13 protein-coding genes are annotated in these 14,938 nt (G+C 64.3%); 6 read left to right on the top strand and 7 right to left on the bottom strand.

Features of this window, described 5'->3' with window-relative positions:
* Positions 1–167: 167 nt before the first annotated feature.
* From IPK66_13565 to IPK66_13580, 4 genes are all read right to left on the bottom strand, one after another.
* Positions 168–500: a Rieske 2Fe-2S domain-containing protein gene (locus tag IPK66_13565; protein MBK8176243.1), complete on the bottom strand. Its 333-nt coding sequence runs from the start codon at positions 498–500 to the stop codon at positions 168–170.
* Positions 500–913 (bottom strand): EVE domain-containing protein, encoded by a 414-nt coding sequence (locus tag IPK66_13570; GenBank protein ID MBK8176244.1) that lies wholly within the window; start codon positions 911–913, stop codon positions 500–502. The genes IPK66_13565 and IPK66_13570 overlap by 1 nt, the downstream gene beginning before the upstream one ends.
* Before the next feature lie 108 nt (positions 914–1,021).
* Positions 1,022–1,312, bottom strand: a complete 291-nt coding sequence (locus IPK66_13575; protein MBK8176245.1) for a YciI family protein — start codon at positions 1,310–1,312, stop codon at positions 1,022–1,024.
* A 62-nt stretch (positions 1,313–1,374) separates the two neighbouring features.
* Positions 1,375–2,379 (bottom strand): NAD(P)-dependent glycerol-3-phosphate dehydrogenase, encoded by a 1,005-nt coding sequence (locus tag IPK66_13580; GenBank protein MBK8176246.1) that lies wholly within the window; start codon positions 2,377–2,379, stop codon positions 1,375–1,377.
* Between the two features lie 256 nt (positions 2,380–2,635).
* Between IPK66_13580 and IPK66_13585 the strand changes: the two genes are divergently transcribed.
* The 3 genes from IPK66_13585 (at position 2,636) to meaB (ending at position 8,165) form a co-directional block, all read left to right on the top strand.
* Positions 2,636–4,741 (top strand): methylmalonyl-CoA mutase small subunit, encoded by a 2,106-nt coding sequence (locus IPK66_13585; protein ID MBK8176247.1) that lies wholly within the window; start codon positions 2,636–2,638, stop codon positions 4,739–4,741.
* Between the two features lie 2 nt (positions 4,742–4,743).
* Positions 4,744–6,951 carry a methylmalonyl-CoA mutase gene (gene scpA / locus IPK66_13590; protein ID MBK8176248.1) on the top strand — a complete coding sequence of 736 codons (2,208 nt, stop codon included), beginning with the start codon at positions 4,744–4,746 and terminating at the stop codon, positions 6,949–6,951.
* Positions 6,952–7,205: 254 nt separating this feature from the next.
* Positions 7,206–8,165, top strand: a complete 960-nt coding sequence (meaB, locus tag IPK66_13595; protein ID MBK8176249.1) for a methylmalonyl Co-A mutase-associated GTPase MeaB — start codon at positions 7,206–7,208, stop codon at positions 8,163–8,165.
* 145 nt (positions 8,166–8,310) lie between these two features.
* Here meaB and IPK66_13600 read toward each other — a convergent pair whose 3' ends face one another.
* Positions 8,311–8,907: a hemerythrin domain-containing protein gene (locus IPK66_13600; GenBank protein MBK8176250.1), complete on the bottom strand. Its 597-nt coding sequence runs from the start codon at positions 8,905–8,907 to the stop codon at positions 8,311–8,313.
* A 159-nt stretch (positions 8,908–9,066) separates the two neighbouring features.
* On the opposite strand from IPK66_13600, the gene IPK66_13605 reads away from it, so the two are divergent.
* On the top strand, positions 9,067–11,748 hold the full coding sequence (locus IPK66_13605) for an MMPL family transporter (GenBank protein ID MBK8176251.1): 2,682 nt from the start codon (positions 9,067–9,069) through the stop codon (positions 11,746–11,748).
* Complete coding sequence (gene vanZ / locus IPK66_13610; GenBank protein MBK8176252.1) at positions 11,745–12,152, top strand: VanZ family protein; 408 nt, start codon at positions 11,745–11,747, stop codon at positions 12,150–12,152. Before IPK66_13605 ends, vanZ begins: the two co-directional genes overlap by 4 nt.
* Before the next feature lie 122 nt (positions 12,153–12,274).
* On the opposite strand, the gene IPK66_13615 is transcribed toward vanZ, so the two are convergent.
* Together IPK66_13615 and IPK66_13620 are read right to left on the bottom strand one after the other, a co-directional pair.
* Positions 12,275–12,466 (bottom strand): hypothetical protein, encoded by a 192-nt coding sequence (locus IPK66_13615; GenBank protein MBK8176253.1) that lies wholly within the window; start codon positions 12,464–12,466, stop codon positions 12,275–12,277.
* 188 nt (positions 12,467–12,654) lie between these two features.
* Positions 12,655–12,861, bottom strand: a complete 207-nt coding sequence (locus IPK66_13620; GenBank protein MBK8176254.1) for a hypothetical protein — start codon at positions 12,859–12,861, stop codon at positions 12,655–12,657.
* Positions 12,862–13,369: 508 nt separating this feature from the next.
* On the opposite strand from IPK66_13620, the gene IPK66_13625 reads away from it, so the two are divergent.
* The gene (locus IPK66_13625) at positions 13,370–14,824 is read left to right on the top strand and encodes an NAD-dependent succinate-semialdehyde dehydrogenase (GenBank protein MBK8176255.1); all 1,455 of its coding nucleotides are present in this window, start codon (positions 13,370–13,372) and stop codon (positions 14,822–14,824) included.
* Positions 14,825–14,938: the final 114 nt, after the last annotated feature.

The following is a 14,938-nucleotide window of genomic DNA, read 5'->3' on the forward strand; positions in this document are numbered from 1 at the left end:
GCGGGACCACTCCTCCCTCGAGTTTTGATGGCGATTGCGCTTCTTATCATTGGGCGCTCTGAACGCACGCGCCGGTTGTGAACGAGCCACAACGACTAGGACGGATTATCGCCGTTTGGGCTTGGGGTACAAGTCACCGTACGGGTTAACCGCAAATCGAATGATCGTCAATCGACGATCATCACCGAACCATCTTCCACTATTGCCTGAAGCGGAATCAGGGCCGCGCCGCGGCATGGACCGCTGACGCACACGCCATCCTCGACGCGAAATCGCGCTCCATGCGTCGAACATAGCGCGTATTCCCCCCGACGGTCGAGGAAGCGTCCCGGCACAAGATCGAGCGGCGAGCCCCAGTGCGGGCAGGAATTCACGTAGACGTAGACACGCTCGCCGCGTCGAAGCGCCATCACCGGGATCGCCTCGGCCGCGCCCGCGACGACAAAACCTTCCGATCCACGATCGGGAATATCCTGAAACCGGCACAGCGCGTGCCGCATCAGGCCGCAAGTCCGCCCATGGCGCAAAGGATCTGCCATGAGTCATCGTCGACCGGCATCACCGAGAGCCGCGACTGACGCACCAGCGCGAGGTGGGCGAGGCGGGGGTCGGCCTTGATCGCCGCCAGGGCGATCGGCGTCGGCACTTCACCGACGCTGCGGACATCGACCATGCCGAAACGGCCGGACGGGTCTTTAGGATCAAGATGAAATTCGCCGGTTACCTCGACGACGCCGACAATCTCACGCGCAGCGCCGGAGTGGTAGAAGAACGCGCGATCTCCAAGCCGCATCGCTTTCATGTTGTTCGTCGCCTGATGGCTGCGCACGCCATCCCACGATGTCGTACCCGTGGCCACCTGCTGTTGCCACGACCAGGCGCCTGGTTCCGATTTCACCAGCCAGTAAGCCAAGGGCATCTCCTCGTCGCCTTCGCCGCCGGGGGCCTCCTCGCGGCGATGCATCGGCAGGGGGAACGGCGGCATCGCGGGTGCCGCCGTCGTGGCTCAAGACCTCATCGCTCAAGACTTGGGGAACACCTTGCGCCACGGATGAATGCTGACGCTCTCGAACAGGCCGGCGCGGGCATAGGGGTCACCGGCGGCGAACGTCTCAGCCGCGGCCTGGTCCGCGAGTTCGAGGATTAGAAGGCTGCCGATCATCCGTATGCTGTCGCTCCCGTCGGCGAGCAGTGGACCGGCGCATAACAACCGGTCGCGATGCGCCTCGAGATAGTCGAGATGGGCCGACCGGTTGGCGATGCGGATCTGTTCGCTGCCCGGCTTATCCTTGCAATAGAAGACGAAATGCATCTTGACGTTGCTCCTGTCCCTTTGTTGCCGCTGTTTTTGCACGCGCATTCACGCCTGGCGGCTCAGGCGGCGAATACTTCGGCACGCAGTGGGCGGGCGAGTAAATCGGCGATCGTCCGTTCGAGATCGGCGCCGCGATTGAGCACGGCATCGACGGCGGCGCAAATCGGCATGTCGACTCCATCACGGCGAGCAATCTCGGTCACGGAAGCTGCCGTGTAAACACCCTCGACGACGGTGTTCCGCGATTCCAGTATTTCGTTGAGTGGCTTGCCTCTTCCCAGGGCAACGCCGAGCGAGAAATTGCGTGACTGGAACGCCGAGCAGGTCAGGACGAGGTCACCCAGGCCGCTCAGACCGAAGACGGTTTCCGGCCGGGCGCCCATCGACGCGGCGAAGCGGGCCAGTTCCGCGACACCGCGGGTAATCAGGGCCGCCCGCGCGTTATCGCCCAAAGATTTGCCGGCAACGATGCCGCAGGCAATGGCCAGAACGTTCTTGACGGCGCCGCCAAGTTCGGCGCCGACGACATCATCCGAGGAATAAATCCGAAAGGACCGTGAGCCGAGCGCCACCGGCAGCGTCTGGCGCAACCCCGGATCGGCGCAGGCGAAGGTAACCGCCGTGGGCTGCTCGCGCGCCGCCTCGGCGGCAAAGCTGGGGCCGGACAAGACGCAGACGGGCGCGGCAGGAATGACGTCGGCGATCACCTCGCTCATCAGGGCGCACGTCTGCTCCTCGATACCCTTGGCGCAGATCACCGCCGGGAGACCCGGTGGCCAGTCGCACGCGCATCGTTGCAGCACGGCACGCAGCGCCTGCGCCGGCACCGCCAGCAGCACGGCGTCGGCACCGGCGATGGCGTCGCGCGGCGCGCTGACGAGGCGAATGCCATCATCAAGTCTGACGCCGGGCAGGTAGCGGGCGTTCTCTTTTTGTCTTGCGATCGCCGCCGCAGTGGACGGATCGCGCGCCTGCAGGATGACGGCGCGTCCGCTGCGTCGCGCCGCGATGGCGAGCGCCGTGCCCCATGCGCCCGCGCCGAGTATGCCGATGCGTTCGATCATTGCATTGTTATGGCGCGCGTCCGGCTGCGGGACAACTGCGCGTCTATGGTTCGTGGGGCGGGCACGCGCCGCGAATCCCTCGCATCTCGACCTTTTTCGGGGTCGCGTTTCCTTGACGCCCCATTTCCGCTGCCGTACTTTGCCCACGTGGAAAAATGAAATGAGACGCGTTGTCGAGGGGAGGCGCCGAGGCATTGGAGCTTGGCGACACGACTCGAAGACAATCGAGCTAATCGCAAGCAGCGCGGGAATCCCGATGACCAACCAAGAGATCAAGTTCGCCGACGGCTTTTCCATGCCGACCCACGAACAATGGGTTGCCGAGGTGGAAAAGGCACTGAAGGGTGCGCCCTTCGATAAGCGCATGTACACCAAAACCTATGAAGGGGTGACCCTGAAGCCGATCTACACGCGGCAGGACTGGCCCTCGGCGGGCGATCCCTCGGGGTTCCCGGGCGCGGCGCCGTTTACCCGCGGTGCGAAGGCGGCCGGTACCCGGGTCGATAACTGGGATATGCGGCAGACGTATGCCTATCCCGATCCGTCGAAATGTAACGACATCATCTTGAACGAATTATCCCGCGGCGTGACCTCGGTGACGGTGCGCTTCGACGCGGCGGCCTCGGCGGGTCTCGACGTGGACGCCGCCGGCGCGGCAGGGCTCGCCGGCGACGACGGCGTGATGGTCTATACCCTCGACGATCTCGACCGGCTGCTGACCGGGGTTTACCTCGACCTGATCGCGGTCTCACTCGAAGCGGGGGCACAATTCCTTCCCGCCGCGGCAATGCTGCAGGCGCTTTGGACCCGTCGTCGCGTGGCGCCCGAGGCGGCGAAAGGCGCGTTCAACGCCGATCCGCTGGCGACGCTGGCGAAAACCGGCAGCCTGCCGACGGGGCTCGATGCGGCGCTGGCGCAGATGGCCGACCTCGCCCGGCAGACGGCGGCGACGTTGCCCCAGGTCACCGCGGTTGGGGTCGATACGTCGGCGTATCACAGCGCTGGGGCCACGGAGAGCCAGGATCTCGCCGCGTCGATGGCGACCGCCATCGTCTATCTGAAGGCGATGATGGCCGCGGGGCTTGATGTCGACACCGCCTGTCGGCAAATCCTGTTCACCTATTCCGTTCCGTGCGATCAGTTCCTTGCGATCAGCAAGTTGAGGGCGGCGCGCAAGATCTGGGCGCGAATTGCCGAAGCGTGCGGCGCGTCCGAGACGGCCCGCGGCATGAAGCTGAACGCCGTCACCGCCTCCCGGATGATGAGCAAGCGCGATCCATGGGTGAACATGCTGCGGACAACCGTCGCCTGCTTCGCCGCCGCGGTCGCCGGCGCGGACTCGATTACCGTGCAGCCGTTCGGCGCCGCGCTGGGGCTGGCTGATGAGCTTGGCCGCCGCATCGCCCGCAATACCCAGGTGATCCTCGCCGAAGAGTCCAACCTTGCCAAGGTGATCGATCCGGCAGGGGGGTCGTGGTACGTCGAAAGCCGCACCGACGATCTCGCTCAAGCCGCCTGGGCGGAATTTCAGGCGATTGAGAAAGCCGGCGGCATGGCGAGCGTGATCGCGGACGGCAGCTTCGCCGGCAAGATCGCGGCGGCGTTCGCCGAGCGCGAGGTGGCGCTTTCCAAGCGGCGTGATCCACTGACCGGCGTGAGCGAATTTCCCAATATTCTTGAAGCGCCGCTCGACCTCGCGGTTGCCGACGCGGCGACGGCATTGAAGTCCGCCTGCGAGCGGCTGCCGAAGGCGCGCGCTGATGGCGAGGGTGCCGCCAAGGCGCTGGCCGGCGCCAAGCCCGGGGCGATCACGACAGCCGCGGTGCTGGCTGCATCGGCCGGTGCCACGATCGGGCAGATGGCCGAGGCGATGAAGGGTGAGACGACCTCCGTCGATCCCCTGCCGCACCATCGGCTGGCGGAGCGTTTCGAAGCGTTGCGCGATGCCGCCGATGCCTTCAAGCAGAAGACCGGTTCGCTGCCGAAGATTTTCCTCGCCAATCTCGGCAGCGTCGCCCAGCACACCGGTCGGGCGACCTTTGCCAAGAACTTCTTCGAGGTCGCCGGCATCGAGGCGATCGGCAATGCCGGCTTTGGCGACGTCGAAAGCTGCGTTGCCGCGTTCAAGGACAGCGGTGCTACGATCGCCATCCTGTGTTCCGCCGATCCGGTCTACGAAACCATGGCCGTGCCGACCGCCGAAGCGCTTAAGGCGTCCGGCTGCGCGTTTTTGTTCCTCGCCGGGAACCCCGGCGACAAGCGGCAGACCTACGCTGCCGCGGGCGTCGACGATTTCATTTTCATGGGCGGTGATCTTCTAAAAACGACACAATCCGCCCTCGCGTTCTTGGGAGTGATTTGACCATGGCCGGGATCCCCGATTTCACCAACATTCCTCTGCAGCCCGGCAATTTGCCGCCACAGGACGGGGGGCTCGCCGCGTGGTCGAAGCGCTTCGAGGCCGAGACCGGCCGTGCGCCGTCGGCATTCGTCTGGGATACGCCGGAGCACATTCCGGTCAAGCCGCTCTATTCCGCGGCCGACCTCGATGGGGTCGATCACCTTGATACGATGGCGGGAATCCCGCCGTATCTGCGTGGTCCCTACCCGGCGATGTACGTGACCCAGCCGTGGACGATCCGCCAGTATGCCGGCTTTTCGACCGCTAAGGATTCAAACGCGTTCTATCGCCGCAACCTCGCGGCGGGACAAAAGGGCCTTTCCGTCGCTTTCGACCTCGCGACCCACCGCGGCTACGATTCCGATAATCCGCGCGTCGCTGGCGACGTCGGCATGGCCGGCGTGGCGATCGATTCGATCATGGACATGCGCGTGCTGTTCGACAGCATCCCGCTCGACCAGATGACGGTATCGATGACGATGAACGGCGCGGTGCTGCCGATCCTCGCGCTCTACATCGTTGCAGCCGAAGAGCAAGGGGTGAAGCACGAGCAACTCGCCGGGACCATCCAGAACGACATTCTCAAGGAATTCATGGTCCGCAATACCTACATCTATCCGCCAACGCCTTCGATCCGCATCATTTCCGATATCTTCGGCTTCACCTCGCAGAACATGCCGAAGTTCAACTCGATCTCGATTTCCGGCTATCACATGCAGGAAGCGGGCGCGACGGCCGACCTCGAGATGGCGTATACGCTCGCCGACGGTGTCGAGTATGCCCGTTGCGGTCTCAAGGCCGGGCTGACCATCGATAAGTTCGCGCCGCGGCTGTCGTTCTTCTGGGCGATCGGCATGAACTTCTACATGGAAGTGGCCAAGATGCGGGCGGCGCGCCTGTTGTGGGCGAAACTGATCAAGCAGTTCGATCCGAAGAACAACAAGTCGCTGGCACTTCGCACCCATTCGCAGACGTCGGGTTGGAGCCTGACGGCGCAGGACGTCTACAACAACGTCGTGCGCACGTGCATCGAGGCAATGGGGGCGACGCAGGGCCATACCCAGTCGCTGCATACCAATTCGTTCGACGAGGCGCTGGCGCTGCCGACCGATTTTTCCGCCCGCATCGCCCGCAACACCCAGCTCTTCTTGCAGCAGGAAAGCGGCACGACGCAGGTCATCGATCCCTGGGGCGGCTCCTACTACGTCGAGCGCCTCACCCGCGAACTCGCGGAAAAGGCGTGGGGCCACATCCAGGAGGTCGAGCAGTCCGGCGGCATGGCCAAGGCGATCGAGGCCGGCATTCCCAAGCTGCGCATCGAGGAAGCCGCGGCACGGACCCAGGCGCGCATCGATTCCGGCCGGCAGACGGTGGTCGGCGTCAACAAGTATTTGCTCGCCGAGAAAGAGGACGTACCGGTCCTCAAGGTCGACAACGCGCAGGTGCGCGCCCAGCAGATCGCCCAACTCGAGCAGCTTCGCAAGGAGCGCGATCCCAGCGTCGTTGAACAGAAGCTGGCAGCCTTGACCAAGGCGGCGGATACGGGCGAGGGCAACCTTTTGGGTCTGGCCGTCGAGGCGGCGCGCGCGAAGTGCACCGTGGGCGAAATCTCGTCCGCGCTCGAGAAGGTCTATGGCCGCCACAAGGCCGAGATCAAGGCGATCTCCGGCGTCTACAGCGGCGAGGTCGGGGAGAAATCGGACGTGGTCAAGACGGTTCATAAGATGGTCGAGACGTTCGAGGTGAATGACGGTCGCCGCCCGCGTATCCTCATCGCCAAGATGGGCCAGGATGGCCACGACCGTGGCCAGAAGGTGATCGCCTCGGCGTTCGCCGATCTCGGCTTCGATGTCGACATCGGCCCGCTGTTCCAGACACCGGCGGAAGTCGCGCGGCAGGCGGTCGAGAACGACGTGCACGTCGTCGGCGCGAGTTCGCTGGCCGCCGGGCACCTGACCTTGGTCCCTGAGCTGAAAAAGGAGCTGAAGGCGCTGGGTCGCGAGGACATCCTCATCGTCGTCGGCGGGGTCATCCCGCCGCAGGATTACGAGGCCCTGTACGCAGCAGGAGCCGAGGCGATCTACCCGCCGGGCACCGTGATCAGCCAGGCGGCGATCAGTTTGCTCGGTGCTCTGAACACCCGCCTTGGCTACACCAGCGAAGCCGCCTAAGGCCTACACCGATCGGTGGCGGCGGCGGAAGTTCTTCCGCCGCCGCCTTCGTTCTGAGCGGTCCGCGTGTGCTCCCGCGATGCGGGCTGGAGGCGGACGCTTTTAAGTCCCCGGCGATCACGTCCGGGGTTCGCAGCCGACAAGGACCGTGCCAGGTGCAGCCGTTTTTCGCCGTTACCGAGGAGCCGGGAGCGGTATCCGTTCCGAAGCCTCCCGCTGCCGTTCCCTCCCGCGCCCGTCCAAGCGTCGATGACATGGTCGCGGGGGTGCTGGCGGGCGACCGGGCGATGCTCGGCCGCGCGATCACCTTCATCGAAAGCCGGAACCCCAACCATCAACGTCTGGCGGCCGAGATCAGCCTGAGGTTGCTGCCTCATTCGGGCAACGCCTTTCGGATTGGTATCACCGGCGTTCCGGGCGTCGGCAAGAGTACCTTCGTCGAGGCGTTCGGCTGTAACCTGTGTCGCGAGGGGCGCAAGGTCGCCGTTCTTGCCGTCGATCCGACGAGCCCGCTGAGCGGTGGCAGCATACTCGGCGACAAAACGCGCATGGCCAATCTCAGCGTCGAGGACAACGCGTTCATTCGGCCCTCGCCATCGGGCGGCACCCTGGGCGGGGTTACCCGCACGACCCGGCAGACGATGGTGGTCTGCGAGGCCGCCGGCTTCGACGTCATCCTGATCGAGACGGTCGGCGCCGGTCAGTCCGAGGTCGCCGTCGCCGATATGACCGATTTCTTTCTGGTCCTGATGCTGCCGGGCGCCGGCGACGAATTGCAGGGGATCAAGAAGGGCGTGCTTGAGATCGCCGATATGATCGTCGTCAACAAGGCGGACGCCGACAATGAAATCAAGGCGAAACAGGCGGTCATCCACTACCGGAACGCGCTGCACATCATGCAGCAGCGCAGTCCCAACTGGCTGCCGCCGGTGACGATGTGCAGCGCGCTGAAAAATATCGGGCTGGACGACGTCTGGGCCAAGCTACAGCTTTACCGGGAAAAGCTCACCATCAGCGGGGAGTTTCGTGAAAAGCGGCAGAGCCAGCGGTGGAAGGCGATGTGGAGCATGCTCCAGGACCGGCTGATGAACGACGTCAAGACGCACCCGAAGGTCATCGAGGCGCTTCCCCGTATCCACGCGGAACTTCACAACGAAAAACTGACCGTCACCCTCGCAATGGAGCAGATCCTGCGTCTGGCGCGCGACGCCTGATCCAATCGGACCCGGCCCTGTCGCCGGGCGCCGGCAGGGGGGTCACAAGTCTCTTTCGCCGGAAAAACCGCGGTGCGCTTGGAATGCGGCGGCACACTTACGGCGCGCGAGGAGGAGTTCCGACGCGCCTGCCATCCACCGGTCCCTATGGCTGGCGGTCACCGTTGATTTGCTGGTGTTCGGAATGCCAGCGCAAGATGCTCTTGCGAAGGCTCTCGAAGCGCTGTCCGACATGCTCGCCGAACAAGGGGTCGTCGGGCGTCGTCATCTGCGCTTCCAGGTCTTCCCAATCAGCGGCGGAGAGCTTTTCCAGCGCTGTCGGAAAGAACTCCGTCTCCTCCATTTGCATGTGGGCTTCCTGCAGGTCGATGAAGCTTCGCGCCCAACGGACGAACGCCTCGCGCGGGACGTGCGCTTCTTCGAGGACGGCGCTCAGTCCAGCCGACAACTCACGCGTTCGCGCGCCGAGGCTCTCGTGCTCGCTCCGCAGGTCGCCGATGCGCTTGGTGTCGTCCGGCGCCCGCTCCGCCAGCTTGCCGAACACGATATCTTCCTTGGGATGATGGTAGAGATCGGGGAAACTCAGAAAGTAGTCGACAACGCTACGAATGACGTCGTAATCGGGCGTACGCCCAGCCTCAAACTCGCTTATCTGCCACTCGAGAGTCTTGATCAGTGCCGCCATGTTGGCATGTTCCCGTCGCAACACCCGCATCACTTCCGTCATGAAACCTGCCCTCATTGAAGCATCGCCACCGTTCCCGCGGATGGCAACGGATGCGCTAACGTCTCTTCCGCCTAGCATACGTCGGGCGAGGACGCCACGCCTTTTGCCGCGTGCCTGCTTTGCACGAACGCCGTATTGCACGCCGTCTGTGGGCTTCATCTGCGGTCCGCGGCGGTGATTGTGCGATCACGCCGGAGCGAAAAGCCGTGGTCGCGCGCCAATGTCTTGTTTGTGCGATGGCTCGTCGCCTGGGTTCGTTTTTGCTGCCAGAACCGGGTCGCGGTTGTCGCCTTTGCGATCGTCACGGCCGTGTTCTCCGCCTACTGGGCAGCAACAAACGTCAGCATCAACACCTCGACGACCGACATGCTGGCGGACGATCTGCCCTTTCAGCAGCAGTTCGTCGCGCTGGATAAGGCTTTCCCGCAGGACTACCGGACGATTGTCGTCGTTGTCGACGGGACGACGCCAGAGCAGACGAACGATGCGGCAGCCCGCCTCGCCGACCGGCTTCGCCAACATCCCGATCTCATTCGCAGCGTCTTCTATCCACAAGGTGATCCGTTCTTCCAACGCAATGGCCTGTTGTTTCTCAACGTCGATGAACTCCAGAACCTTGGAAGTGCGCTCGCGGGCGCTCAGCCGCTCCTCTCCGCCCTGGCGGCCGATCCGAGCCTGCGCGGGTTGTCTTCGGTCCTTACCCTGGCACTCGACAACATCGAGCAGGCGGGAGGGGGCGGCGGTCTTCCGCAGGAATTCGAAACGGCATTGAACGCGATCGCCGGAGCGATCGACGGCACAGGCACCGGCACAGTGGAGCCATTCTCCTGGCAAGGAGCCGTCGGTGGCGGTGGTGATGCGCCACTCGCCACGCGGCGCCAACTCCTCCTGCTCGAGCCTGTGTTCGATTTTTCCTCTCTGCAGCCGGCCGCGCGCGCGGTCGATCTGATCCGCACGACGGTCCGCGACTTGGGCCTTGGCCCGGAGACCGGCGTGAACGTTCGCCTGACCGGTGAGCCGGTGCTCGTCGAAGAAGAACTCGGAACGGTCGAGGCAAGTGTCGGCATCGCCAATGTCCTATCGCTGATTGTCGTCGTCAGCGTGCTCGTCGTTGGCATGCGATCCCGGCGACTGGTCGAGGCGACGACGTTCTCACTGCTGGTCGGGCTCGCCTGGACGGCGTGTTTCGCGGTTGTCGCGGTCGGCGAGCTCAACTTGATCTCGGTGGCGTTCGCCGTCCTGTTTATCGGCTTTGGCGTCGATTTCGGCATCCACTTCTGCTTGCGCGCCAAGGAGTATCTCGATGTCGGGATCGCGCGCGGCCTTGCGCTCGAGGAAGCAGCCGTCGGTGTCGCCCCGGGCCTGACCTTGACGACGATCTCCGCATCCATCGGCTTCCTGTCGTTTTTACCGACGGCCTATCAGGGGCTGGTGGAACTCGGCATCATCTCGTCGGCGGGAATGGTCGTCGCCCTTCTCACCACCCTCAGCGTCCTTCCCGCATACTTGGCCCTGCGCGCTCCCCAAGGAGCACCTGGTCCGGCGGCCCGCCGCAACGGCGAGGCGATCGAGCGAACCCTTCAGCGTCGTGCCCGTCCCGTCCTTTATATCGCCCTGGGACTCGCGATCGTCTCAGCCATCGCCGTGCCATTCGCGCGGTTCGATGACTCCCCGCTGAATTTGCGCGATCCCCACGGCGCGGCGATGCGCACGCTGAACGATCTGCTGAAGGACAAGCAGTTCGATCCGTTCCGCGCGGCGGTGATGGCCAAGGACGCAAACGAGGCGGAGGAGATCGCAGCACGGCTGCGGCGTCTGCCCGAGGTGCGGCGCGTCGAGACGGCGAACGATCTCGTTCCGGCTCAGCAGGACGAGAAGCTGGCGATGCTGGGCGATCTCGCCTTGATGCTGGCGCCGGTTCTGGAGCCTTCCGGGCAGCCTGAGCCCGTGGGGGCGCAGGAGACGCGCGCGGCGCTGGCGCGATTGCAGGCGGCCGCCTCGGCGCGCGCGGAGCAAAGCGCCGGCGCGCGGCGGCTTGCCGACGCCCTTGCCCACTTCGATCCCAGCGAGGCCAATCTCGCTGCGCTGCAGACGGCGCTCCTCGCCAATTTTCCACAATTGATTTCCGAACTTCGCGAGAGCCTTGAAGCCCAACCCGTCAAGCTTGCCGATATTCCGAAGCCCCTGTTGGCGCGTCGACAGACAGACGACGGGCGAATTCTCGTCGAGGCATTTCCAGCTGAGGATCTGCGCGACGAGACCAATCGACGGCGCTTCGCTACCGCGGTCCAATCTGCGGTTCCGCAGGCGAGCGGCGAGGCCATTGCCGTGACCGAGGCCGGACGAGCGGTCGTCCGCTCCTTCTTCGAGTCCGGTGCAGTGACCTTTGCCTTGATCGGCCTGCTGTTGCTCGTCGTGCTGCGCAGCCTCAGGGACTCCCTGATCGTGATGGCGCCACTGGTCCTTGCCGGCCTGCTCACCGTCGCTACGACAGTGGCGATCGACGTGCCGTTCAATTTCGCCAACGTCATCGTGCTGCCGTTGCTGTTCGGCCTCGGAGTCTCCAGCGGCATCAATATGGTGGTTCGCGGGCGTCAGCAGGCTGGGCGTTCGTTGCTGGCGACGTCGACGCCACGCGCCGTGCTGTTCAGCGCGCTGACGACAATCAGCGCCTTCGGCGCGCTGGCGATCTCGCCGCACCCTGGCATGGCGAGCATGGGGCTCTTGCTGGGCGTCGCCTTGACTTATTCGACGGTTTGCACGCTGACGGTTCTTCCGGCGCTCCGCGTCGTCTTCTCCTCGGCGGAGGCGCCCGGCGCGCGGCGATCACCCCGGCGGCCGGTAGGCGGGCGGTGAACGCAAGCGGCGGTTATCCCGGCAGCGAAGAGATCAACGCCGGCGCGCGGCCGATTGCCGTCACCATCTTCGTCCTCGGGTTCGTCACCGCCGCCGTTTTGCTTCTGTTGCCCGGGAACGACCTGCCGACCACGAACGTCTGGGACAAGCTTGAACATGGGCTTGTCTTCGCCTTTTTGATGACCATCGGTTGCGTCGCGTTCCCCAGCATCCGCGGCGTTCGCCGCGTCGCGATCACGCTGATCGCGCTCGGCACGATCTGTGAGGTGCTGCAGTTGGTTATTCCGGGCCGGAGTGCAACGGCGGCGGACGCTGTCGCCAACGTCATCGGCATCGCCGCTGCGATCATCGGTGCTTGGGCTCTGCGTTGCCGATCCAGACGGCGTGTCCACGCTCGAGGCTGAGAGAGCGACAATCAGCGGCAGTCAAGCGTGAAATCGGCCCCGCCGCTGCGAGCGGGGCCGGACGGGTCTGTGTGCTCGCGCCCGCGCCGCGTGTACGGCGGCGCGAGCGCATCCGAACGCCGTTAGGCAGCGTCCCGGGCGATTCCCCCGCGGATGAGCTTTTCGACGCTCTTCCAGTATGCGAAACCGCCGACGTCAAGATTGGTGAAGTGTTCGTCGGCGTGATCCGCAGCGAGCCCGGCCGAATACGGACCATGGTCCTGGACGAGTTCGTGCGCGGTCCTAAGCGTACCACCATGCGCTCTATGGGTCATCTTAACCTCCGTGTCGATAGCATGCCCGATCAGGGTTCGAGTGCAGTGCTTGCCGCGCTCGGCTTCACGACGCGGGCGTCCTGGGCATTCGGCCATGAGGCGTTCAGCGTTCAGGCATCCAGTCGTGGCTGCGCGTTTATTGACCACTCGGCCGCGTGCCCGCGACCAGCGGCTCATCGGGTTCGGCGTCAGAAGCTCCAGCGGTCGTGCGGCGAAAGGATCGGCTGGTCGAACATGTCGTCCGACCCATTGCCCTTGACGTTGTTTGACCTGAGCGTCGGACGCTGACCCAATTCGCGAGTCATGAACGAATCAGGGACCACCGCGAAAAATACGGGATCGACAGTTTCTCGCTCGATGCTGTAGATAAGGTTTGCCAAGTTAAAAAACTCCACAGGTTTCACGTTGGGATACGGAGCGGGACGGGGTGCTGCCACACCCCGCCCTACGCCAGCCCATCTGGCCATAGCGGCCTTCGAAGTCAACTGGGGTTCTTTGCGCAAGCAAATTCGCTCGCCAGCGCAAGCCATCTCGTATGGATATTGCGAAAAGCAACAAATCGTATTTGCTTCAGAGGCTTGCCGCCAATTTCGTGGAGATGCGGCGCGCGGCGCCACGGCAATGCACAATGGCGTTTCGATGCGGGGGGCTGTTTCAAACGTGCAACATATTCGACGACCGCCGAGACCTCTCGGCGCGTGAGTCCACAGGGCGATCCGCGTTCACTCCGCCGCGATCGATTGCTATTGCGTTGATTTTCGCGCCAACGTCGACCCATGTTACCATCTGAAGTAGTATTATTAGCTTTCAATCGCGATGGCGCAGTTCGGGTCGGCGATACCGAGGTGACACGTCATCCACGAGGCGGGAACGGCGGGATTGGAGGGTGCCATGACAATCGGCGTGCGACTTGAGGACCGGACCCTGCTGCATGACCAGGCCTATGTCGACGGCGGCTGGCTGGCGGCGAAGGACGGCGGGTGCTTCACTGTGACCGATCCCGCGAGCGGCGCTGAGATCGCCCGAGTGGCGGATCTCGGCGCGGCAGAAACACAAGGCGCGATCGAAGCGGCGGGGCGAGCCTTCCCCCTCTGGCAAAGCAAGACGGCGAAGGAGCGGGCGGCGATCTTGCGCCGGTGGTACGAGCTGATCCTGCATCACCAAGAGGATCTCGCGGTGCTGATGACGACGGAGCAGGGGAAGCCGTTGTCCGAAAGCCGGGGTGAGGTCGTCTATGGCGCCGGGTTCGTCGAATGGTTCGCCGAAGAGGGTAAGCGCGTTTACGGCGACATTATTCCGACGCACGCCGCCGGCAAGCGCATCGTCGTGTTGAAGCAGCCGATCGGTGTGACGGCGGCGATCACGCCTTGGAACTTTCCGATCGCCATGATCACGCGCAAGGTGGCCCCGGCCATTGCCGCCGGCTGCACCGCGGTGATCAAGCCGGCGAAGCTGACACCCCTCTCCGCCCTGGCGCTGGCCGAGCTGGGCGAGCGCGCCGGACTGCCGAAAGGCGTTCTCAACGTGGTGACGTCGGCGCGCGCCGCCGAGGTCGGGCGGGAACTATGCACCCACCCGCTGGTCCGCAAGGTTTCGGTGACCGGATCGACCGAGATCGGCAAACTGGTCATGCAGATGAGCGCGGCGACGGTGAAGAAGGTTTCCCTCGAGCTTGGCGGCAACGCGCCGTTCATCGTCTTTGACGACGCCGATCTCGACGCCGCCGTGCTGGGCGCTATGGCATCGAAGTATCGTAATGCCGGTCAGACCTGTGTCTGCGCCAACCGCATCCTCGTCCATGCGCCGGTTTATGATGCGTTCGCCGATAAGCTGGCGAGCGCGGTCTCGAAGCTGACGGTTGGATCGGGGCTCGATGCCGGGGTGCAGCAGGGGCCGCTGATCGACGCAGCGGCTGTTGCCAAGGTCGAGGAGCACATCGCCGACGCTGTGGCCAAGGGCGCGCGGATCGTCGTCGGCGGCAAGCGCCACGCGCTCGGCGGCACCTTTTTCGAGCCGACCTTGCTAGCCGACGTCAATACGCAGATGAAAATCACCCGTGAAGAGACATTCGGGCCGGTGGCGCCCCTGTTTCGCTTCACCGACGAGGCGGAGGCCATCGCCATGGCCAACGATACCGAGTTCGGCCTCGCGTCATACTTTTACGCGCGTGACATCGGGCGCGTCTGGCGGGTTGCCGAGGCGTTGGAATACGGTATCGTCGGCGTCAACGAAGGGATCATATCCACGGAGGTCGCTCCCTTCGGCGGGGTCAAGGAATCCGGTATTGGCCGGGAAGGCTCAAAGTACGGTATCGAAGAATACTGCGAGATCAAGTATTTGTGCGTCGGCGGACTCTGAAAACGGCAAGGCCCCTGCATCTTCGCCGCGCCCTGGCGCGATCGCTGCACCAGGCGGGGGTCATGTCTTTAGCAGACGTGCGCACGGTACAGGCCCTGGCGTCGACCCCTCAGC

Source organism: Rhodospirillales bacterium (assembly GCA_016712595.1).
Taxonomy (GTDB): domain Bacteria; phylum Pseudomonadota; class Alphaproteobacteria; order Rhodospirillales; family Defluviicoccaceae; genus Defluviicoccus.

Bases quoted from the DNA above. Each gene is read 5' to 3' on its own strand.
- IPK66_13580 (MBK8176246.1), bottom strand. From the start codon at position 2,379: ATGATCGAACGCATCGGCATACTCGGCGCGGGCGCATGGGGCACGGCG.
- IPK66_13600 (MBK8176250.1), bottom strand. From the start codon at position 8,907: ATGAGGGCAGGTTTCATGACGGAAGTGATGCGGGTGTTGCGACGGGAA.
- meaB (MBK8176249.1), top strand. From the start codon at position 7,206: ATGGTCGCGGGGGTGCTGGCGGGCGACCGGGCGATGCTCGGCCGCGCG.
- IPK66_13575 (MBK8176245.1), bottom strand. From the start codon at position 1,312: ATGCATTTCGTCTTCTATTGCAAGGATAAGCCGGGCAGCGAACAGATC.
- IPK66_13615 (MBK8176253.1), bottom strand. From the start codon at position 12,466: ATGACCCATAGAGCGCATGGTGGTACGCTTAGGACCGCGCACGAACTC.
- IPK66_13585 (MBK8176247.1), top strand. From the start codon at position 2,636: ATGACCAACCAAGAGATCAAGTTCGCCGACGGCTTTTCCATGCCGACC.
- scpA (MBK8176248.1), top strand. From the start codon at position 4,744: ATGGCCGGGATCCCCGATTTCACCAACATTCCTCTGCAGCCCGGCAAT.
- IPK66_13565 (MBK8176243.1), bottom strand. From the start codon at position 500: ATGCGGCACGCGCTGTGCCGGTTTCAGGATATTCCCGATCGTGGATCG.